Source organism: Leptospira fainei serovar Hurstbridge str. BUT 6 (genome assembly GCF_000306235.2).
Classification (GTDB): domain Bacteria; phylum Spirochaetota; class Leptospiria; order Leptospirales; family Leptospiraceae; genus Leptospira_B; species Leptospira_B fainei.
Genome location: NZ_AKWZ02000010.1, coordinates 578,016 through 596,572, shown reverse-complemented (window position 1 = coordinate 596,572; position 18,557 = coordinate 578,016). Strand labels below are relative to the sequence as shown.

The window sequence follows — 18,557 nt, the reverse complement described above, 5'->3', positions numbered from 1 at the left end:
TTTTTTCGAATCGCTTGCCAAAGATCGTTAGAAAATTAGAATTTTCTAACGATCTTTTAGTTTCGTTCGCGGCAGTTTTTCGAATGCCGAGTTATTTTTTCTTTTTAGTCGTAGGTTTCTTTAAAGGTTCTTCAACTGCTTTGGCCCACTGGGATAAATCGGCGGCTTTATTATGATTATTGTGAACCGTCGTCGATTCTGCATGAGCAACGGTTGCGCCCATATCCGGACGGAATTTGCTTTCGATCCATTCTCTAAATCGATCGATTCCTCCGAAAATAGAAGGAACGACGATCAACGTTACCAAGGTGGAAAGGATCAAACCTCCGATGATTGCGATTCCCATTGCAGTCCTTGATTTAGCTGCTTCTCCCAATCCAAGTGCGATCGGTACGGTTCCCATGATCATTGCGAGAGAAGTCATTAAGATAGGCCGAAGTCGAACGAGTCCCGCTTCGAAAATCGCCTCATCTCTCGTAATTCCCCTATCGCGAATCGCCTGCATGGCATAATCGACGAGTAGAATCGAGTTCTTTGCCACTAAGCCCATTAGGAGAATCAATCCGATCATCGAGAATAAGTTCAGCATTTCTCCGGTAATGAATAACGCGAAGAAAGCACCCGAGATTGCCGGAGGGATCGCAAAAAGAATCGTCACCGGGGTAATGAAGGATTCGTAAAGCGAAGAAAGGACCAGGTAAATGAAAACCAGGGCCAAACCGAAAGCGACAAGAATGTTCACGATCAATTCCTTAAAATCTTCGGACTGTCCTTGGAAGTTGAAGCGAACTCCGGCAGGCGGTGGAAGTTCCTTCGACATGATCTTCGTAGCGCCTTCCGTAGCGCTCTGGATGGCTCCCCCTGGCGCTAGGTTCGCGTTGATCACGATTGTCCTGGCCCTATCGATACGATTGATTCTGGCAGGACCCACCGTTTCCTTCCCGGAACCTATCGCATTCAAAGGAATTAATTTATTCGCGATATTCGGAACCTTCGTTTGGCCGTAAGCCGCTCTTAGGTTTCTCTGATCGGGATGCAAACGCATCCGAACGTCGTACTCGATTCCTTTATCGTAAAATTTACTAACCGTATCTCCCGCGATTTGGTATCGAAGTTCGGCGCCGGCAACTCCAGGCAGTACTCCTACGAGCTGCATACGAGTGTTGTCCAAGGCGATTTGGTATTCCGGTTTTCCTGCGCGAAAATCGGTATCGATGTCGGCTAAGTCAGGAATGGCTTTTAGGCGATCGATTACTTTTTTTGAATATGCTTCCATCTCGGCCAGGTTATCCCCTTTAATCACGAGCTGGAAGGGATATTGCACTCCGCCGCCGACGGCAGAATAGTCTGAAACTGCAGGTCGAGCGTATGCGTAATTCTTTAAGATATCCCGAATCTCATCCTTGATCGCAACAGTGGTTTTTTTCCGTTTTTTGGAAGATACCAATGCGATCGCTAAGGTTGCGCTGTTGGGCTCGCCTCCGTCCGGTTTACCGATCGTGATGGCTATCTTATCCATCTCCGGAAATTTTTGCAGGTCTAATAGAACTTTATCCGCAACTTCTTTCGTACCTTGCAAACTGGTGCCCGGCGGAAGATCCAACGTTACGAGAAATTCCCCCTGATCGTTTGCGGGTAAAAACGTTTTTTTCACGAAAGAACAACTTACGAGAGAAAGAACGAAAATCAGAAAGGTAAGCAAGATGACTTTTCCCGGATGCGCCAATGCGAATTTCATTGTGATTCCGTAGATTTTTTCCAGCCAAGTTTGAAACTTATCGAAAGCTTCCACGGCCTTGTTTCGCTTACTATGATCTAGTTTTCCGGCAAAATATGCTGAAAGCATCGGCGCGACGAAGAGACCGTCGAACAACGAAATGATCATTGCAAATACTACCGTTAAGCCGAATTGTTTGAAGAATTGTCCTACGATTCCTGATAAAAACCCGACAGGAAAGAACACTGCGATTACTGTCAGGGATGTTCCTACGACCGCTAGGGCGACTTCCATAGTTCCTTTTTCGGAAGCTTCCAATACGTTATGGCCTTCTTCCAATTTTCGGAAGATGTTTTCTCGAACGACGATCGCGTCGTCGACTAGAAGTCCGACTGCCAACGAAAGAGCCAATAAGGTCATAACGTTTATCGTAAATCCCATGATCCACATCAGAATAAACGCGCCTAACATCGAATTGGGAAGCGCGAGTCCCGTAATCACCGTAGAGCGGAAGTTTCCTAAGAAGAAATAAACCGTGATGACCGCTAGTAGCACTCCCAGAACGATGGCCTCGGTTACGTCTTCAACGTTGTAACGAATCCAGCGAGAACCGTCCCTTATGAGTCGAATCCTCGGATTTCCGGCGATAGGTTTAATATCTGCGTTGAGCTTATCGATCCGTTTGAGAACTTCGTCCGCTACCGCAACGGTATTACCGCCGGATTGTTTATAAACGTCGATGAAGAGCGCCGGCTTTAATTCCTTTTCTACCGCTTCCGTCTTTTTAGAGGAAAAGAAATTTTTGATTTTTCTAAAAGTTTGAGCGGTCCAGATAAACGGGTGCGCAAACAAGGCAACGTCTTCTTCTTCGACAACATCGCTTTTAGAAGCCCAAAGATAACCTAAGGTTTCCTCATCTTCGGTTCCGTCTCGCACGGATCCAAGTTCCTTGATTAGGACGGAGTTTCCCACATCGCCTCCGAAGGAGACGATCGTGTTCTCAATCTGAGAGATGGATTCGTATCTTCCAAGGGTTCTATAGGAAGTCTCTTTCGCCCCGGATTCGAATTTACCCACGGGAGTATTCAGTCCGGCAGATTTAAGCCGACCCGCGATCACCACCATCGGCATTTGGTACGATGTTAATTTGTTTCGATCCAGCTCGATTTGGATTTCTCTTCGTGTTCCTCCGACAAGTTTCACCGAACCCACGCCGGTGATTTGTTCCAGTTTCGATTTAACCGTTTCTTTGGCTAGATCATATAACTGCGCCTGTCCTAAATCAGCAAAAACCGCGAGTCGAACGATCGGCTGATCTGCGGGATCAAAGCGAACGACTTTCGGCTCCTTGATCCCGTCCGGAAGTTTAGGGCGAACCAATCCAACTTTATCCCTGAATTGTTGCTCGGCATATTTAATATCCGTAGAAAGGGTAAATTCACCGAAGACGACCGAGACTCCCTCTTGATTTCGAGAGGATATTTTCTTTAAACCGGAAATGGAAGAAAGTTCTTCTTCCAACGGTTTAGAAATCAACTCTTCGATTTCTTCAGGGCCTGCTCCGGGATAAATGGTGGTAACGGAAACGACGGGGATATTTACATCGGGAAATAAATCGACCCCCATCCGAGACAAGGATACCAATCCCGTTAAGAGCATCAGGATCACTAAACTGGTGATAAAAATCGGGCGTTTAATGGAAAGAAGTGCGATATTCAAAGGGCCCCCCGGATTCGAATTCTTTTCTTAGATTAGAAAGGAATTCGAACGATTCAAGAGTCCATTTCGCGGTTTTATCTTTTTTCGGAAAGAATTATCGGGAAGAGGACGGAATTTTAAAACTCCTTTGAATATCCCAAGTTATGTCTTGAGACAAAAGATTTTATTTCCGAACTAATAAATTCTGCGAATCGCCTGAGAAATTCTTTGGATATTATCTTTTGTCAGGTTCGGATAGACCGGAATACAATGGCCTCTCTGAAACAGCCTTTCTCCGTTCGGAAAATCCGAATTTGATAATTCTAAAATATGGTGAATCGGCTCATCCATCGTTCTTCGAGTACCAATTTGGAGAGACCGAAAATATCTTTCCACTTGCTCGTAATTTCCGGGAGCAAGAATCACGAAACGATTAAAGGTTTCCGAGGCTGGATCGTTATAATGCGAGGAAACTTGAGAACCCTGTAGGGACTGCAAGTAAATTTGAGCAATTTTACGTTTCCGTTCCAATATCACGCCCAAATTGGAAAGTTGTTCGATGCCCAAGGCGGCTTGGTAATCGATCATATCGTAATCCATCCGAGGCTGGCAGTCTTTTCGGGGATATGGATCCTTGCCGTTTTTTCGAGCTCGAATTTTCTTAGATATCGAATCGTCGTCCGTACAGATCAAAGCTCCGTTTCCGGTCGTGATCAAATACTCCACGGATAATCCGCAAATGGAGAGCTTGCCTTGTTTTCCCGGAGTAAACGTCTCGGTTCTCGCACCAACAGCTTCGGAGAAATCCTCGATAACCGGAATTTCCTTAAAATCGTACTTTGAAAAGTCCACTAAAGATCCGAATGTATGATCGACCACAATCGCCTTTACGGAAGAATCTTCCGATGAGGAGGCAACTCCGGCAGCGCTAATATGGAATGAATGTCTTTCTAGATCGATAACTACCGGTTGGGCTTGAATGAGAAAAATTGCGTCGAGTGCAGCTAAGGGAGCGTACGTGGAGAGAACCACTTTATCCCCCGGCTGAATTTCCAGGGAAAGAAATGCAAGATGGTATGCAGCCGTTAAGCTATTTGCAGAAATGACATTCTTCGTTCGAAATGTGGAGGAGAAGGCCTTTTCGAACTTAGAAGTAACCGACCCTGTTGAGAGGTGATCCTCTACTAGCGCCTCTAACACGGTTTTGAGGTCCTCTCTAGAAAGAGTAGGCTTATTGTACTCAATATCCGTTTTCTTGCGGTTGGCTTTATCTAGAACTTCGGTTTCCGTACTCATTGACCGTCTCAGGTTCCAATTTCTATATTATGTCGCATTATAGTACATGTACCTAGCTCGTAAAGATTTTTTTCAAATTCATACAGAAGGCATGAAATCGGGTACTGAAACGGAAACTTTAACGGAGTACCGAAGAATGTCTAGACAATTTTTGCGACCTGAAATTTAGGTCTCAGACTTCGATCCAAAGAGTTTATTTCGGAGTCCTATCCAAATTTCGGGAAGGTATGCACCGACTACGATCAGTATTAATCCTGTATAGGTCCATTTGTTGAAGTACGATTCGCCTGAAAAACGGAGTGTGGCCACATTGATGATCGTCGTCCACCAACCCAAAACGATTAAAATCAAGCCTGCAATGTTCGGTATGATGTATCCTATAATTTTTGCCATAGCGATTCCTACTCTATTATCAATTTATCCCTTTCGGGCATTCGGAGTTTTTCCTTTCTTTCCCGTTCTTCAAGCGGTTTTTTATGCAGGAGGGAGTTCCCCCGCATTTCGGAGATTTTGGTTGCTAGGTCGATACGATAGCCGATTCTCTGATCCTAGACTATGAAAGAAGAAGAATTTGATAATGATCTCGAACTTGGAATCGAACCCCGGGAAATGAATCCTACGGAGTCTCGGCTCCTTACCTTGCTCTTTAACTTCTTTCAGTTTCAGGAAGGGTTAACCCTTTCATCCTTAAAGGAGATCATGGGAGAATTCTACGATAACGAAAACAAGGATTCGGACCGAAGAAAGCTTTCCCGCGATATAGAAGAGTTGGAAAGCCTCGGTTTTCGAATTCGTTATTATCCCCAGAAGAATTCGAAAGACTTCGTTTACATTTTGGAAACGGATCCTTTAGCAAAATCGCTTAAATTTTCATCCGACGAACTTAGGGAAATTTCCGCCGTTTTACTGGAGGCTTATTCACAATCACCTCGTTACGAATTATATACGGCCGCACAAAAAATCTTTGCAGGTGAATTAGGGGCCTTTCCGGAATTAAAGGAAGATCCGAAAGATATTTCGGATGAATTAGGCGCAGTCGCATTTTCCATTCTGGAGGCGCTTAAAAATCAGAGCCCTCTAAAATTGAAATATTATAAAACCTTTCCGGAAGAATCCTATACTTTAGAAGCGGATCCGATTCGTTTATTAAGAAAAGGGGGAGAGGACTATTATCTCCTCGCATATGACCGATCCGAAAAAGTTAAGAAGCGTTTGATCCTTCCAAAGATTTTGGAAGCCGAGATTCTGCAGGGCGATCTACTCTTTCAAAAAAAAGGAACCCATCGGGAAACTTGGGAGGACCAGGTCGTGCATGCCGGTTTATTTCCAGTGCATGAACCTAAGTTAGTGATTTGGACCTGTAGATCGGATGCGCTTCTCAAGGCTAAACTTTTTCTCGCCGGAATTCCATACTCGGAAAACGGACAAACTTTGCGCTTCGAGTCTACCAATCTGGACGGTCTACTTCCCTTCCTTTGGAAAGAAGGGAGTAGTTTGGAAGAAATTCAACCGAAAGATTTGGAGGAATTGTTTCAGAAATCGGTCCATCTCATATTAGAAGAGTATAAATCCGTCGGGAAATGACTCGAATCTCTCCTACCATTCTCCGGTATTTTGCATGCTCTTCCAAGGCTCGGCAGGTTCCAAAGACTTTCCTCTTTGCAACAGCTCGATAGAAATCAAATCGGGAGAGCGGACAAAGGCCATCCGACCGTCGCGAGGCGGACGATTGATGGTGATACCTTTCGATCGCAATCTTTCGCAAACCTCATATATATTTTCCACTTCGAATGCTAAGTGACCGAAATTTCTTCCGAAGGTATATCGTTCTTTTTGATCCCAGTTATAGGTCAGTTCGATTTCCGGCGCGTTAGGTGATCCTTCGGATAAAAACACCAAAGTAAATTTTCCTTCAGGATGTTCGCTTCGCCTGGTTTCTTTCAATCCTAGCTTGTCGCAGAAGAAGTCCAAGGCCGCATCCAAATCTAAAACGCGGATCATCGCATGTAAATAACGCATTTGCTCAATCCTTTTCGTGAGAATCTGCTACCAAAATGTTGAAATAGCCGTATCGGAAAAGCCATCCTCGCGCAAATTCACATTTTTCGAAAATCCCCGAAAAAGGGGTGTTTTGACCTCGTTTTTGGCCACTATTTGGGCATATTGCTTAATAAATGTGCCCAAAAAATAAGCAATTTCGATTTTTTCTTTCTGCTTTTTTCTTGAAAAATCGGACTAACTAGACGAAGATTGTATCAGAAGGAAGCAAGCTTATATTGCCGCTTTCGAATTCGCCTCTTTTATTTGCGTTACGCATTGGAAGAGGCAGCGTAATGTGAAGTTTCTGAAAATTATACAAACATAATAAACGATATCATTAAGCGTTTGAAATGTCGGGTTCGTTTAACAATTTGAATTGATTTTTCCTTTTTTCGATTTTTTTGTATCATTTGGAAAGCGGCATAGGTCTTATGGATATAAGCGATAACGAGAATTAAAAATATAAATAGTTCACCGAGAGGTTTCAAATTCATGAAAGTTAACAAAATCGTTTCTCTACTTCTGGTCGCTGGATTCTTAGCTGGCTCTTCTATCTTCGCAGTTTCGCAAGACACCGAAGATCGTCTGCTGGAGCAAGCCCTAGTTTCGGCTGCCGTTACAAAAGAACAGAAAATTGCCGTCGGGACATACCTGAAAGCGCTTGCTCAGCAAAAAACTGAGCGTGCGGAAGAGTTAAGAGCTCTTGCAAAACGTTCTACTGGCGGAAAATTCCTAGCTAGTAATGCTCAATCGGAAAAATTTCTGAAACAAGCTGCAGCTTTGGAAAGAGAAGCTCAAAAGACTCAAGAATTCTTGAACAATCTTTAATCGTCTCAAATCCTCAAAATCCATTATCATTGGAGGGCGTCTTTTAGACGCCTTTTTTTATGGGGAACCGACTTGCCGGTTCTTGAAGTTTCCCTTCCGTGAAATTCCGCAGATTTACTGTCCGGAAATACTTTTCTGCTTCGGGAAGCAGCTCATCGCAAAACCTTCAATCATATAACAAATTGCATCTTTCGTTTCGCAACGGAGACCGTCATTATAACTGGTTCCGGTGATTTCCAAATCGATCTGCTTGCAGACCATTTTATCTCTCGGAGCTGCGACCGGGAGAGTCGGATTTGAGGTATCCTGGGCGAGGATTCCAAAGTAACTACCGTAAAGATAAAAACTAAGAATGAAAAGGAGAGATTTCTTCATTTGCGTCCTCTTGTTTGGTAGGCAGAACGTATTTCTCCGATAAAGCGCGTCAACCTATTTGACAAAAGGAACTTTCGATTAAAAAAAGATTGTCCCTTACCTTTTGAACTCTACTTTTACACCCGTGTCGTTTTTTCAGCACAGCTATTTTCGAAAAACTCCGATCATAATCCTACTTCTGACGCCTCTTCTTTATCCGATTCTTCTGAAACCGTCCCAACAGCTTTATTCGGATCATCTGGCCAAATTTATTTTAGGAGAATCCATTCATAGAAGCGGCTTCACTTCCGGATCTTTGGACTTACCTTCCGCAAAGTTGGACCCGGAGTCCGAATTTTGTCCCACGGAGTGTATTCGTATCCGTGAGAAAATCGTAAGCCCGTTTCCGGTCGCGCTCGGGTATTTTTATGCCGCGATTTTACCTTGGGGAGGGATCGATGGGATTTATATAGTCATTGCGTTGATTGTCGCGGTCACTCTCGTTCTGCTTTCAATTTTATGGGAATGGGATCCGTTATTCTTATTCATTCTTGTTTTGGGATCTCCGTTCGTTATTAACGGATATTTTTTCCCTGACGTTGCAATTGCCTCCTTTTTGTTTTTTTTGGGGGCGTTCTTTATACTAAAAAAATCTTTGCGACCGCTTCCTTATTCGTATTTTTTTGCGGGTTTCATCTCCGCTTCCGCCGCCTGGTTTCGCGTGGAATCGATCGCCTTTACCGTCTCGTTTTCACTTTTTTTATTGCTTGGACTGCGGCAGAGCGGTCAGCCGAGAATTCCAATATTCTCTTATGTGATCGGCGTTTGCGGCGGATTACTTCTTCTGATTTTCGTCCAAATGCAAATGTACGGTATGCCTCTTGGACCTCGTTTTTCTTTCAATCAACCCACGATGTTTTTGCAACCTTTGGAAAAGCTATATATTTATAGAGGTTTGCTCTTCTTTAGCTACGGACGTCCCGGGTTTTTTACCTACATGCCTTTATTTCTGTTCTTCTTTATATACTCATTGTATTTTATATTTTCCGCAAAAGGGGTTTTTCGAAAGAAGGATCCGAAGAATTCCGATCTTAGCCGAAATTTATTGATTCAGTCGGGAGCCGTCGCATTCATCGGATCGGTACTAGTCGCGCCAAACGACGGAATCATCGACTTCGGAACCAGATATCTTCATCTCGCTATCCCAAGCTTTGCGGGTTTTGTCATGCTCGTTCTGAAAGAGTCTTCGGGATACCGGCAAAAGCTTAGTATGTCTTTCGTAATCGTCTCGGTTATTTATTCGACGGTAGTTACCGTCTCTTATACGCAGATTCTTGCTAAGTACGGCAAGCAATCGACGGGAATGCATAAGCTATATGAGGAACAAAAACCCGATATAGTCGTCGTTCAAATCAGGACGTACACGCAGATTATGGGCAAAAATTTTTTTGAAACTCCTTGTGTTACCCTTTTTGACTCCGTCGCATTGAATAAATTTTTCTCGAAGAATGATCCGAATCAGTTCGCAAAAATATTATTTGTTCAGGCAAAAGTGCTGACTGATCCGGATGCCGATCCGAATCGACCTTTCGAGAATAATGCGTATTATGATTCGGTAAATAGTATATTGGGGAAAACGTTCACGCCCGCTCTTGTCGAAAATAAACCGGACATTATCGTCTTTTCCATGAAAAGAAAATAATGTCCGACGCTTAGCTATTTCTCGTTAATTGGCGCTTAGGAATGTTTGTTTAAGGCCTGATTTATAATCCGAATAAGTGGGTTTCCAGCCTAAGGATTTAAGTTTCGAATTCGAATTTCTTGCCGATCGAGTCGCTGCTCGAACCGGGTCTTTACCTTTCAACAAATTCGCGAGGAATACCGGGGCGTGACCTATCTTCTTTTTGCCCAAATAAGTTCCCGCTTCGTTAAAGAACTCCTGCATAGTGACCGGGGTATCATCCACTATATGATAGATCTCTCCCGGTTTACCGGAATGTAAAACTTTTAGAAACGCGGCGGCAACATCGTCCACGTAAACTACATCCCAATAATTTAATCCGTTCCCCGGGATTCTAAAGAGGCCGATTTTTATATCGCGAATCAAATCCTGAAACCATCCTCCAGGACCGTAGATATGAGATGGACGGAGCACGATTGCGGGAAAGCCTTTCGTTTTATAAGCTTCGATCAACATCTGCTCCGAAGCTTGTTTCGTTCTTCCATACTCGGTTTCTACGTTCAAAGGTTTCTCTTCCGAAAGTAACTCTCCGTTTGCTTCTCCGACGACCACCGTGCTGGCAAAAATAAAGCTTTTTAACCCTAGATCTTTAACGGATTCGAAAAGATTTTTCGTTCCTTCGTGATTCACCTTCCATAGAAGTTGCTTATTTCTTTGCGTAGCGATTTCGGCGGCGAGGTGGATGACCGAGTCGAACTTGATTCCTTCTAAAGCTTTCTTTAGAGATAAAGGATCTCCGAGGTCCGCGAAAATCGGCTGGAGTCCGAGTTTACGCGAAGTGGAAGCGGAAGATTCGCTTCTTACCAGCGCATATAATTCATGCCCCCCTTCTTTTTTTAAAAGATCTACGATTCGCTTTCCTAAAAAGCCTGTTGCGCCTGTGATTAATATTTTCATCGATACACTCTTACGCCCGAGATTCGGGCGACGAACTATGATATTACACCGATTTTAAGCTGTCACGCTTGAACGAATCTGCTCCGAGTAAAAAAATCTCGCATATTTCAAAGAGTAAGGTCAGGGACCAAAATCTTTCGGAAAATTCATTCGATTTTTCAGATTGCATGCGATCCTTTTTTTAAAGATACTGGTTTAGATATGAATCCTACTACAAAGAAATTGCAGACGAAGTTGGCATTGATCCGGTTGCTAAAGGAAAATCGTAGGATGAGTTTAGAGGACCTTTCCAGATACTCCGGTATCAAAGAAGTGTCCGATTTGAAAAAAGAATTAGGTAAGCTTTATATGGTCGGCTCCTATCCTTACACTCCCGATCAGCTTGTGGAAATCGATTACGACGGAGAGACAATCGGGATAAGGCTGCCGAATAGGATGGACGAAGGTTTAATATTGAGCGTGAGAGAATGGGCGATCTTGCGCACTTTGCTTCTGGAAGAGGAGCAAAAAGAAGTAAGTTCCGATCGACGTCGTATTCTAAAGTCCATTTTGGATAAGGTCCATACTATTTTACCTTCTTCCGGAATCCTAGACGCGAAGGATTTAAAACTCCGAATATCGGAAGCGATTAATTCAAATAAAGCCGTCGTGCTCGAATACCAAGCTCAAGGAGAAGCTACGCCGATAAAAAGAAAGGTGGACCCCTGGGCGTTATTCAGTTATCGGGAAGAATATCTTATAGGATATTGCCATACGAGAAACGCTCCAAGATCGTTTCGACTGGATTCTATTTTAACTTTTTCGGTCGCAACGGATGGAGCCGTTCAAGTTCCCGATCAAGAAAGAAGAAAAGCTATTTCGCATTTAAAGGAATTCTTGGAAAAAACGGGCGATGACGGTTCTATCGCGGAGATCTACCACACTCCGGAAGTTTATTTTAATCTGCACAAAAGGCTCGGATTAGAACGGACGATAGAATCCTTAGAACTAGGCGGGAATACATTCTATTTATCGAAAGCCAGAATTAAGAATGAAGATTGGTTTTTAAGTACTTTGAAAGGATTCGGTTCTAACGTTGTTATCAAGTCTCCGATATCATTGAGACAAAGAATCCTCGCTTATTGGAAAGAGCAAGTAGGGGCGCCCAAAAGCTAAATTCACCGATTGGCATTGACGGTTTTTTTCGGCCCATTGTCCGAATCGAATTCGGTAAGTTGGTTCGGCGGTTCGCAAAATTCTTCCGTTATTTTTTGCAATTCCCTAAATTCTCAATCTTCTTCTCGGATCTAAACTTGATAATGAATTGACTCGGGATCGAGAATTGTCCAAACAAGAATTACTTTGCTATCTCCGGCTAAGATCAATCTAGGGTTGGAAATCCCTTACAGAAGACCAGACGGCTATCACGAGATTCGTAGTATCTTTCTCCGAATCAATTGGGGGGACGATATCAGGATTGCTCCTATCGATCCCGGTCTCTTTCAGCTCATATCTGAAAATCAAATCATTGAAGAGAAGCGTTCGCTTTATGACGAAGTCTCCGAGAAAGGGGATCTAACTAAGAATATTCTTTATAGAACCTATCAAAAAATCCGATCCCGGTATCGGGAATTGCCCGGAGTTCGGATTCATTTAACAAAAAGAATCCCGCCCGCTGCAGGGTTGGGCGGCGGATCTAGTAATGCTGCCTCGCTATTATCTTTCTATTTCGGCTTAACCCAGGAATTCAGTTCGGACGGACTCTCCCATCTGGCTGCCGACATAGGTGCGGACGTCCCTTTTTTTCTAAATGAAGGCCATGCATTCGTTTCCGGCAAGGGAGAAGTCTTAGAAGATATAGAAATTCATTCCGGCCAGGGAATTTTGGCGCTTACTCCCGAGATTTTGTCCACGGCTGAAATGTATGCAGGTCTCAAAAAACCTTTACAAGCCGACCCTCCCTCGAAAAACTGGATTTCTCTAGCCAAAGACGTCGGATTTGCTCTGAAAGAAGGAAATTGGGCGGATTTGGAGGGAAAGCTCGTAAACGACTTCGAGCCGTTAGCCTTCCAAACCTTTCCGGAACTCGGGAGATTGAAGAAGCGCTTTCTGGCAAACGGAGCCAGCTATTCCTCGATGACCGGTTCCGGATCTTGTATCTATGGATTGGTTCAAGGATTGGAGATACGGGATGAACTGCTTTCAAAAATGAGAGCGGAGTTTCCAGGTCTTACGTTTGTAAGCTTTAATTATTAAAGATAGAAACTGGGCCGTCGCCAAGTGGTAAGGCAGCGGTTTTTGGTACCGCCATTTCCTAGGTTCGAATCCTAGCGGCCCAGCCATTGTTCTACTTCACCGGATAACGAATGAATATCTCAAAGGAAGCTGTTGCCGTGGTTCTCGCTGCAGGCAAGGGAACCCGCATGAAAACCGACCAACCTAAGGTCGCGGTTTCTTTGAACGGAAAACCACTCCTGATCCATGTCATCGACCATCTACGCGAGTCGGGGGTCGGTGAAATCGTCGTCGTAGTCGGTTATAAAAAGGAAGAAGTTCAATCTCTCTGCGCGGGAATTCCCGATTTAAAATTCGCAGAGCAGAAAGACCAACTCGGAACCGCTCATGCAGTTTTGAGCGCCGAGCATTCCATCAATGGCCATAATGGTCCGATCTTAGTGGCCTGCGGCGATGTCCCTATGATCACCGGCGAAACCTTCCGCTCTCTTATCGCAACTCATAATCAAAACGGGTTCTCCGCAACTCTACTCTCCGCGAAAGTGGATAATCCCACCGGTTACGGACGAATCGTTCGCAACGAAAGCGGGGAAGTGATCGCAATCGTGGAAGAAAAGGACGCGGACGCCGAACAAAAGAAGATCGATGAGATCAATACCGGAACCTATGTTTTCAATTCCGAGGCTTTGTTCGATTCGCTACGTAAGATCGGAAATAGCAATGCTCAAGGCGAATATTATCTCCCGGACTTGGTAGCTTTGTATAAGAAGGAAGGAAAGAAATTGGGCGCAGTTGTGCTGAAAGACAGCGGTGAAAGCCAAGGGGTCAACTCTCCCCAAGATTTAGAGGCTCTCTCGGCAATCCTAAGAGGAGAAGTTCCTGCAAAATGAGCCAATTAGCCGTATTCTCAGGATCGTCCAATCGCACCATTACTGAAGAGATCTGTAAAGAGCTTCAGATTGCGCCTGGCAAAATCAATTTACGCAAATTTTCCGACGGAGAAATCGCCGTCAAAATAGAGGAGAATGTGCGGGGCCGGGATATATTTCTCATCCAATCTACTTCGGCTCCGGCGAACGATCATTTGATGGAACTCCTACTGATCATGGACGCCCTACGAAGAGCTTCCGCAAACAGTATTTCCGTAGTAATGCCTTATTACGGATACGGTCGTCAGGATAGAAAGGTGGAACCTCGCGTTCCGATTTCCGCCAGAGTGGTAGCTGACCTGATCGAAGTTCAAGGCCCGACTCGAATGATTACTATGGATCTTCACGCGGATCAAATTCAGGGATTTTTTAAGGTTCCGGTGGATAATCTCCATTTTAACCCCGTACTAGTAGAATATTTTCGTAATAAAAAAATCGATGATTTAGTCATCGTTTCGCCGGATTCGGGCGGTGCCGAACGAGCAAGGTCTTTCGGTAAAAAAGTGAACGCTACTTTAGCAATCATTGATAAACGTCGTCCAAAGGCGAACGTTTCCGAAGTAATGCATGTTATCGGAGAGATAGAAGGAAAGAATTGTATCCTTCTGGACGATATGATCGATACTGCCGGTACGATCTGTAAAGCGGCGGATGCTTTGTTAAAGAACGGAGCAAAAAGCGTCTATTGTGCCGCGAGCCACGGAGTTCTATCGGGAGAGGCGATCGATCGGTTGAATTCGACCCCGTTCGTAGAAGTCGTCCTTTCGAATTCCATTGAAATTCCGGAATCCAAAAAGATTTCGAAATTAAAAACCCTCTCGGTCGCCCCGCTTTTTGCCGCGGCGATCCAGAGGATCTCAACCAACCAATCAGTTAGCGATCTATTTAATTAGGAAACAAGGGTAGGAACCATGAGCCACAAAATTACCGTTAAAAAGAGAACGGAAACCGGCAAGAACGTCAATAATCGCCTTCGCGCGTCCGGAATGGTGCCCATAAACATCATCGGCAGCGGGAAAGCTTCTTCCGGAGCCGTTAACGAAAAAGAACTGGATAAACTTGTTCATTCCGGAATTCGTCAATCCACTCTTATCGACTTAGAAGTCGAAGGAGAAGGAACGCATAAAGTATACGTTAAGGAAATCCAAAGATTTCCCGAAATCGATCGGATTCGTCATGTCGACTTCTACAAAGTTGAGCCGGGCAAAAAGATCATCACTAAGATCGGAGTTCGGACGGAAGGACTTGCAAAAGGATCCAAAATGGGAGGTCAGTTCGACCACCTCATTCATGAGATTCGAGTTAAGACCATTCCTGAAGATCTGCTGGAGAGCTTGGTTATCGATGTTTCCGATCTAGATGTCGGCGATTCGATCAAAGTAAGCCAACTCAAGGTTCCTGCAAGCTGGGAAATTCTCGTAAACGGAGACCCTATCGTCGCTTCCGTTCTTAAAACGAAAGCTCTGCTCGCTCAAGAGCGCGCCGACGCTAAAGAAGCCGCCGATGCAAAAGCTAAAGTCACCAAGAAGGGTGGAAAATAATCAGGAACGTGCTCGGGTCTAAAACTTCGGAATACGGTAATCTATGAAGCTAATCGTCGGACTGGGAAATCCCGGAGACAAATATAATAATAACCGAGCGAATATCGGCTTCAAGATTCTCGACGTTATTGCGAATAACATTAACGTCGAGATCAAGACAAAGAAGAAAAAGTCTCTGATCGGAAGAGGAGACTTCGAAGGCGAAGAGGTAGTCCTACTTAAGCCTCAAACTTTCAGCGATTTGTCCGGAGAGTCCGTACTGTACATTGCTTCTTTTTTGAAAATCCAAGTCCAGGATATCCTGGTTATCCACGAAGACTGGACCCTACCCTTGGGTAAGATCGTGGTGGATAAAGGAGCAAACGGCACGGAAAACGCCGGAGTGAAATCGATCGTTCAATCGTTGCGTTCTCCTAATTTTATCAGAATTCGAATCGGAATCGGAAACGATATTTTCGACGGTTCCAATTTAGAAAGCTTTTTGAAGGAAGATTTTCAACCTTTAGAGAATTTAAGTCTGATTCAGATTATTAACGACGCGGAAGCTGCAATTCGATCCATCAGTCTAGGCGATATCGAAGACGTAATCGAAAAATATAGACTTTGATCAAGACCCATTTTCGCAAGGTTATGGACCTATTTTCGCTAGGTTCATAACTTAAAATGATTCCATTTTTCAACCCGGATTCTCCTTTACTTTTCCGGAAAAAACCTGATTCTGAATTAAAGGAACTTTTTGAGAGAAAAGAGTTTCCAAGCAATATCTGTCCGAATTGGATTTCGCGACTTCTAAACAGTTTTTTGGAGTCTAAAAATCGGACAACGGCGATCGGAAGGATCGTGGGGGTTAGAGCAATATGAATAACAATAATAAAGGCCTCAGATTACTAATTCTATTTATTGTGGGGATAGTCGTCGTCGCCTATTATGGACCCCAAATCAAAAACTACGTGGATCGAAGTCCTAAGTCGATTCCGTTCTCGCAATTTATGAACATGCTTGAACCCGACGGTTCAAAGCCGATCGGTAAACTTGTCAAGAACGCGAAGATCCCCGGCTGTGAAAAACTAATTATGGAACGGGATGTGGTAGAAGGTTGTTACGAACCTATGGATTCCACGTCTAAAGAGCCGGTTCGTTTTCGTACGACCATCGCACCTATCGATAAGGAACTTCTAACTTCCCTTCGTCGTTCCAATATGGATTTTGAATTCGTTTCCGCCGAAGACGGTCGCGGTTTCGGCATGTTGAGTTCCTTCTTGTTATTAGGAATCGTTGCAATATTCGTATTTTATTTCTTTATAATGCGCCAAGTGCAGTCGACAGGCAATAAGGCGTTCTCTTTCGGTAAATCGAAGGCTAAATTAACCGTCGATCCGAAAGTAAAAGTCAGCTTTGCAGACGTTGCAGGCTGCGAAGAAGCTAAAACCGAATTGGTTGAAATTATAGAGTTCCTAAAAGATCCGAAGAAATTTCAGTCTATGGGCGCTCGTATTCCGACAGGAGTTCTGTTAATAGGACCTCCCGGTACCGGTAAGACTTTATTAGCGAGGGCCGTAGCTGGCGAGGCAGGAGTTCCCTTCTTCAGCATTTCCGGTTCCGACTTTGTTGAAATGTTTGTCGGAGTCGGTGCATCCCGCGTTCGCGACCTTTTTGATCAAGGTAAGAAAAATTCTCCCTGTATTATTTTTATCGATGAGATAGATGCAGTTGGTCGCTTGCGCGGCGCCGGCTGGGGTGGGGGACACGACGAAAGAGAGCAGACTCTAAACCAAATGCTTGTCGAGATGGACGGCTTTGAAAAGAACGAAGGCGTTATCGTCATGGCTGCCACGAACCGTGCCGACGTGCTCGATCCTGCTCTATTAAGACCGGGACGTTTTGACCGCCAGGTAATGGTGGATCTTCCCGATTTAAACGGTAGAGAACAAATTTTAAAAGTTCACTCTAGAAAAGTTCCGTTGACTAGCGATATTTCATTGAACTCGATTGCAAGAGGCACGCCCGGTTTTACCGGAGCGGATCTTTCCAATTTAATCAATGAAGCAGCGTTGCTTGCAGCGCGCAAGAATAAGAAGAGAGTTACTCAAGACGAATTAGAGGAAGCTCGCGACAAAGTGATGATGGGACCGGAGCGCCGTTCTTTCTTTATTTCCGAAAAGGAGAAGGAAGTAATCGCTTATCACGAAGCAGGCCACGCGATTTTAGGAACTCTTTTGGCATATACCGAGCCAGTCCATAAAGTCACGATCATTCCTAGGGGAAGAGCGCTCGGATTAACTCAGTCTCTTCCTACCGAAGATAAGCACATTCATACGAAAGCGTATTGGTTGGATCAAATCGTAGTATGTATGGGCGGCTTTATCGCAGAAGAATATAAATTCAAAATGACTTCAACCGGATCTAGTAACGATATTCAACAAGCGACCAATATTGCAAGACGTATGGTTTGCGATTGGGGAATGTCCGAAAAACTCGGAACGATTAATTACGGTAGCGGGCATGAAAGTCCATTCGTCGGTCGGGATATGGGACAGAGTAATAAAACGACTAGTGAAGAATTTGCCGCTTTGATCGATAAGGAAATCCGTGAGATAGTTCAGACTTGTTTAAATAAAGGCCGCGAACTCGTAAGAAAGAATTCGACTAAGTTTGAAAATCTTGCGAAAGCGCTTTTAGCGAAGGAAACCGTGAATCACGACGAGCTTATGGCTATCGTTCATCCGGCTAACGAGGAATCGCGCAAAAAAACGGAAAAACCGGCTAAGAAAGAAAAGTCTTCAGGAATTCCTACTAAACCGGCTTATTCAACCGGGGTGGAATGAATTATTGGCTTTTTAAAACCGAGCCGGATGCGTTTTCCATTGATGATCTAAAAGCTTCTGCCGGGAAAACCGCTCCCTGGGAAGGCGTCAGGAATTATCAGGCTAGAAACTATTTAAGGGACCAGGTCAAAAAAAAAGACTTGGTTCTTTTCTATCATAGCAGTACAAAACCGACTGCGATAGTGGGTTTAGCCGAAATCGTAAAGGACGGTTATCCGGATCATTTCGCTTTTGACCCGAAACATAAGTATTATGATCCTAAGAGTAAGCCGGATGCGCCTACTTGGTATATGGTCGATCTGAAATTTAAAGAAAAATTTTCTCGCCCAATTTCCCTGGAAGAATTAAAATCCCACGGGAAACTGAAAGATATGGTACTCTTACAAAAAGGGGGCCGCCTTTCGATCCAACCGGTTAGTCGAGAACAATTTTTTTACATCTGCAATTTAGCCGGGGCAAAGAACCTTCCCGGTTGAG

Annotated in this window: 17 protein-coding genes and 1 tRNA gene; 12 read left to right on the top strand and 6 right to left on the bottom strand. The window is 44.2% G+C overall.

Annotation, left to right across the window (positions count from 1 at the left end):
- Window positions 1-91: 91 nt before the first annotated feature.
- From LEP1GSC058_RS11905 to LEP1GSC058_RS20025, 3 genes are all read right to left on the bottom strand, one after another.
- The gene (locus LEP1GSC058_RS11905; protein WP_016551050.1) at window positions 92-3,436 is read right to left on the bottom strand and encodes an efflux RND transporter permease subunit; all 3,345 of its coding nucleotides are present in this window, start codon (window positions 3,434-3,436) and stop codon (window positions 92-94) included.
- Window positions 3,437-3,610: 174 nt separating this feature from the next.
- Window positions 3,611-4,711: a DegT/DnrJ/EryC1/StrS family aminotransferase gene (locus LEP1GSC058_RS11900; protein WP_016550253.1), complete on the bottom strand. Its 1,101-nt coding sequence runs from the start codon at window positions 4,709-4,711 to the stop codon at window positions 3,611-3,613.
- A gap of 165 nt (window positions 4,712-4,876) precedes the next feature.
- Window positions 4,877-5,104, bottom strand: coding sequence for a hypothetical protein (locus LEP1GSC058_RS20025; protein WP_016550867.1), 228 nt, complete (start codon window positions 5,102-5,104; stop codon window positions 4,877-4,879).
- A gap of 162 nt (window positions 5,105-5,266) precedes the next feature.
- Here LEP1GSC058_RS20025 and LEP1GSC058_RS11890 point away from each other — a divergent pair, with 162 nt between their 5' ends.
- Window positions 5,267-6,295 (top strand): helix-turn-helix transcriptional regulator, encoded by a 1,029-nt coding sequence (locus LEP1GSC058_RS11890; RefSeq protein ID WP_016549687.1) that lies wholly within the window; start codon window positions 5,267-5,269, stop codon window positions 6,293-6,295.
- Window positions 6,296-6,307: 12 nt separating this feature from the next.
- Here the strand turns inward: LEP1GSC058_RS11890 and LEP1GSC058_RS11885 are convergent, their stop codons facing one another.
- On the bottom strand, window positions 6,308-6,730 hold the full coding sequence (locus LEP1GSC058_RS11885; protein WP_016550231.1) for a VOC family protein: 423 nt from the start codon (window positions 6,728-6,730) through the stop codon (window positions 6,308-6,310).
- A gap of 513 nt (window positions 6,731-7,243) precedes the next feature.
- On the opposite strand from LEP1GSC058_RS11885, the gene LEP1GSC058_RS11875 reads away from it, so the two are divergent.
- Window positions 7,244-7,579: an LIC10421/LIC12816 family protein gene (locus tag LEP1GSC058_RS11875; RefSeq protein WP_016550025.1), complete on the top strand. Its 336-nt coding sequence runs from the start codon at window positions 7,244-7,246 to the stop codon at window positions 7,577-7,579.
- A gap of 114 nt (window positions 7,580-7,693) precedes the next feature.
- Here LEP1GSC058_RS11875 and LEP1GSC058_RS11870 read toward each other — a convergent pair whose 3' ends face one another.
- The gene (locus LEP1GSC058_RS11870) at window positions 7,694-7,954 is read right to left on the bottom strand and encodes a hypothetical protein (protein WP_016550635.1); all 261 of its coding nucleotides are present in this window, start codon (window positions 7,952-7,954) and stop codon (window positions 7,694-7,696) included.
- Window positions 7,955-8,078: 124 nt separating this feature from the next.
- Here LEP1GSC058_RS11870 and LEP1GSC058_RS11865 point away from each other — a divergent pair, with 124 nt between their 5' ends.
- A complete protein-coding gene (locus LEP1GSC058_RS11865) occupies window positions 8,079-9,635 on the top strand; it encodes an LA_3751/LA_3752 family putative glycosyltransferase (RefSeq protein WP_016549468.1) in 1,557 nt (518 codons plus the stop codon).
- 24 nt (window positions 9,636-9,659) lie between these two features.
- Here the strand turns inward: LEP1GSC058_RS11865 and LEP1GSC058_RS11860 are convergent, their stop codons facing one another.
- Complete coding sequence (locus LEP1GSC058_RS11860; RefSeq protein WP_016550454.1) at window positions 9,660-10,571, bottom strand: NAD-dependent epimerase/dehydratase family protein; 912 nt, start codon at window positions 10,569-10,571, stop codon at window positions 9,660-9,662.
- 201 nt (window positions 10,572-10,772) lie between these two features.
- Between LEP1GSC058_RS11860 and LEP1GSC058_RS11855 the strand changes: the two genes are divergently transcribed.
- The 9 genes from LEP1GSC058_RS11855 to LEP1GSC058_RS11810 all read left to right on the top strand — a co-directional run bounded on the left by LEP1GSC058_RS11855 (window position 10,773) and on the right by LEP1GSC058_RS11810 (window position 18,556).
- Entirely contained in the window at window positions 10,773-11,726 is a 954-nt protein-coding gene (locus LEP1GSC058_RS11855) for a helix-turn-helix transcriptional regulator (RefSeq protein WP_016550495.1), read from the top strand.
- A 186-nt stretch (window positions 11,727-11,912) separates the two neighbouring features.
- Window positions 11,913-12,806 (top strand): 4-(cytidine 5'-diphospho)-2-C-methyl-D-erythritol kinase, encoded by an 894-nt coding sequence (locus LEP1GSC058_RS11850; RefSeq protein ID WP_016550910.1) that lies wholly within the window; start codon window positions 11,913-11,915, stop codon window positions 12,804-12,806.
- Between the two features lie 10 nt (window positions 12,807-12,816).
- Window positions 12,817-12,892, top strand: a tRNA-Gln gene (locus LEP1GSC058_RS11845).
- Between the two features lie 24 nt (window positions 12,893-12,916).
- The gene (locus LEP1GSC058_RS11840; protein WP_016549860.1) at window positions 12,917-13,675 is read left to right on the top strand and encodes a sugar phosphate nucleotidyltransferase; all 759 of its coding nucleotides are present in this window, start codon (window positions 12,917-12,919) and stop codon (window positions 13,673-13,675) included.
- Window positions 13,672-14,607, top strand: coding sequence for a ribose-phosphate diphosphokinase (locus LEP1GSC058_RS11835; RefSeq protein ID WP_016550612.1), 936 nt, complete (start codon window positions 13,672-13,674; stop codon window positions 14,605-14,607). The genes LEP1GSC058_RS11840 and LEP1GSC058_RS11835 overlap by 4 nt, the downstream gene beginning before the upstream one ends.
- Before the next feature lie 18 nt (window positions 14,608-14,625).
- Window positions 14,626-15,255 carry a 50S ribosomal protein L25/general stress protein Ctc gene (locus LEP1GSC058_RS11830; RefSeq protein ID WP_016550507.1) on the top strand — a complete coding sequence of 210 codons (630 nt, stop codon included), beginning with the start codon at window positions 14,626-14,628 and terminating at the stop codon, window positions 15,253-15,255.
- Window positions 15,256-15,298: 43 nt separating this feature from the next.
- Complete coding sequence (gene pth / locus LEP1GSC058_RS11825; RefSeq protein WP_010571095.1) at window positions 15,299-15,862, top strand: aminoacyl-tRNA hydrolase; 564 nt, start codon at window positions 15,299-15,301, stop codon at window positions 15,860-15,862.
- A 250-nt stretch (window positions 15,863-16,112) separates the two neighbouring features.
- A complete protein-coding gene (gene ftsH, locus LEP1GSC058_RS11815; protein ID WP_016550123.1) occupies window positions 16,113-18,080 on the top strand; it encodes an ATP-dependent zinc metalloprotease FtsH in 1,968 nt (655 codons plus the stop codon).
- Window positions 18,077-18,556, top strand: a complete 480-nt coding sequence (locus LEP1GSC058_RS11810; protein ID WP_016549905.1) for an EVE domain-containing protein — start codon at window positions 18,077-18,079, stop codon at window positions 18,554-18,556. The genes ftsH and LEP1GSC058_RS11810 overlap by 4 nt, the downstream gene beginning before the upstream one ends.
- Window position 18,557 lies beyond the last annotated feature (1 nt).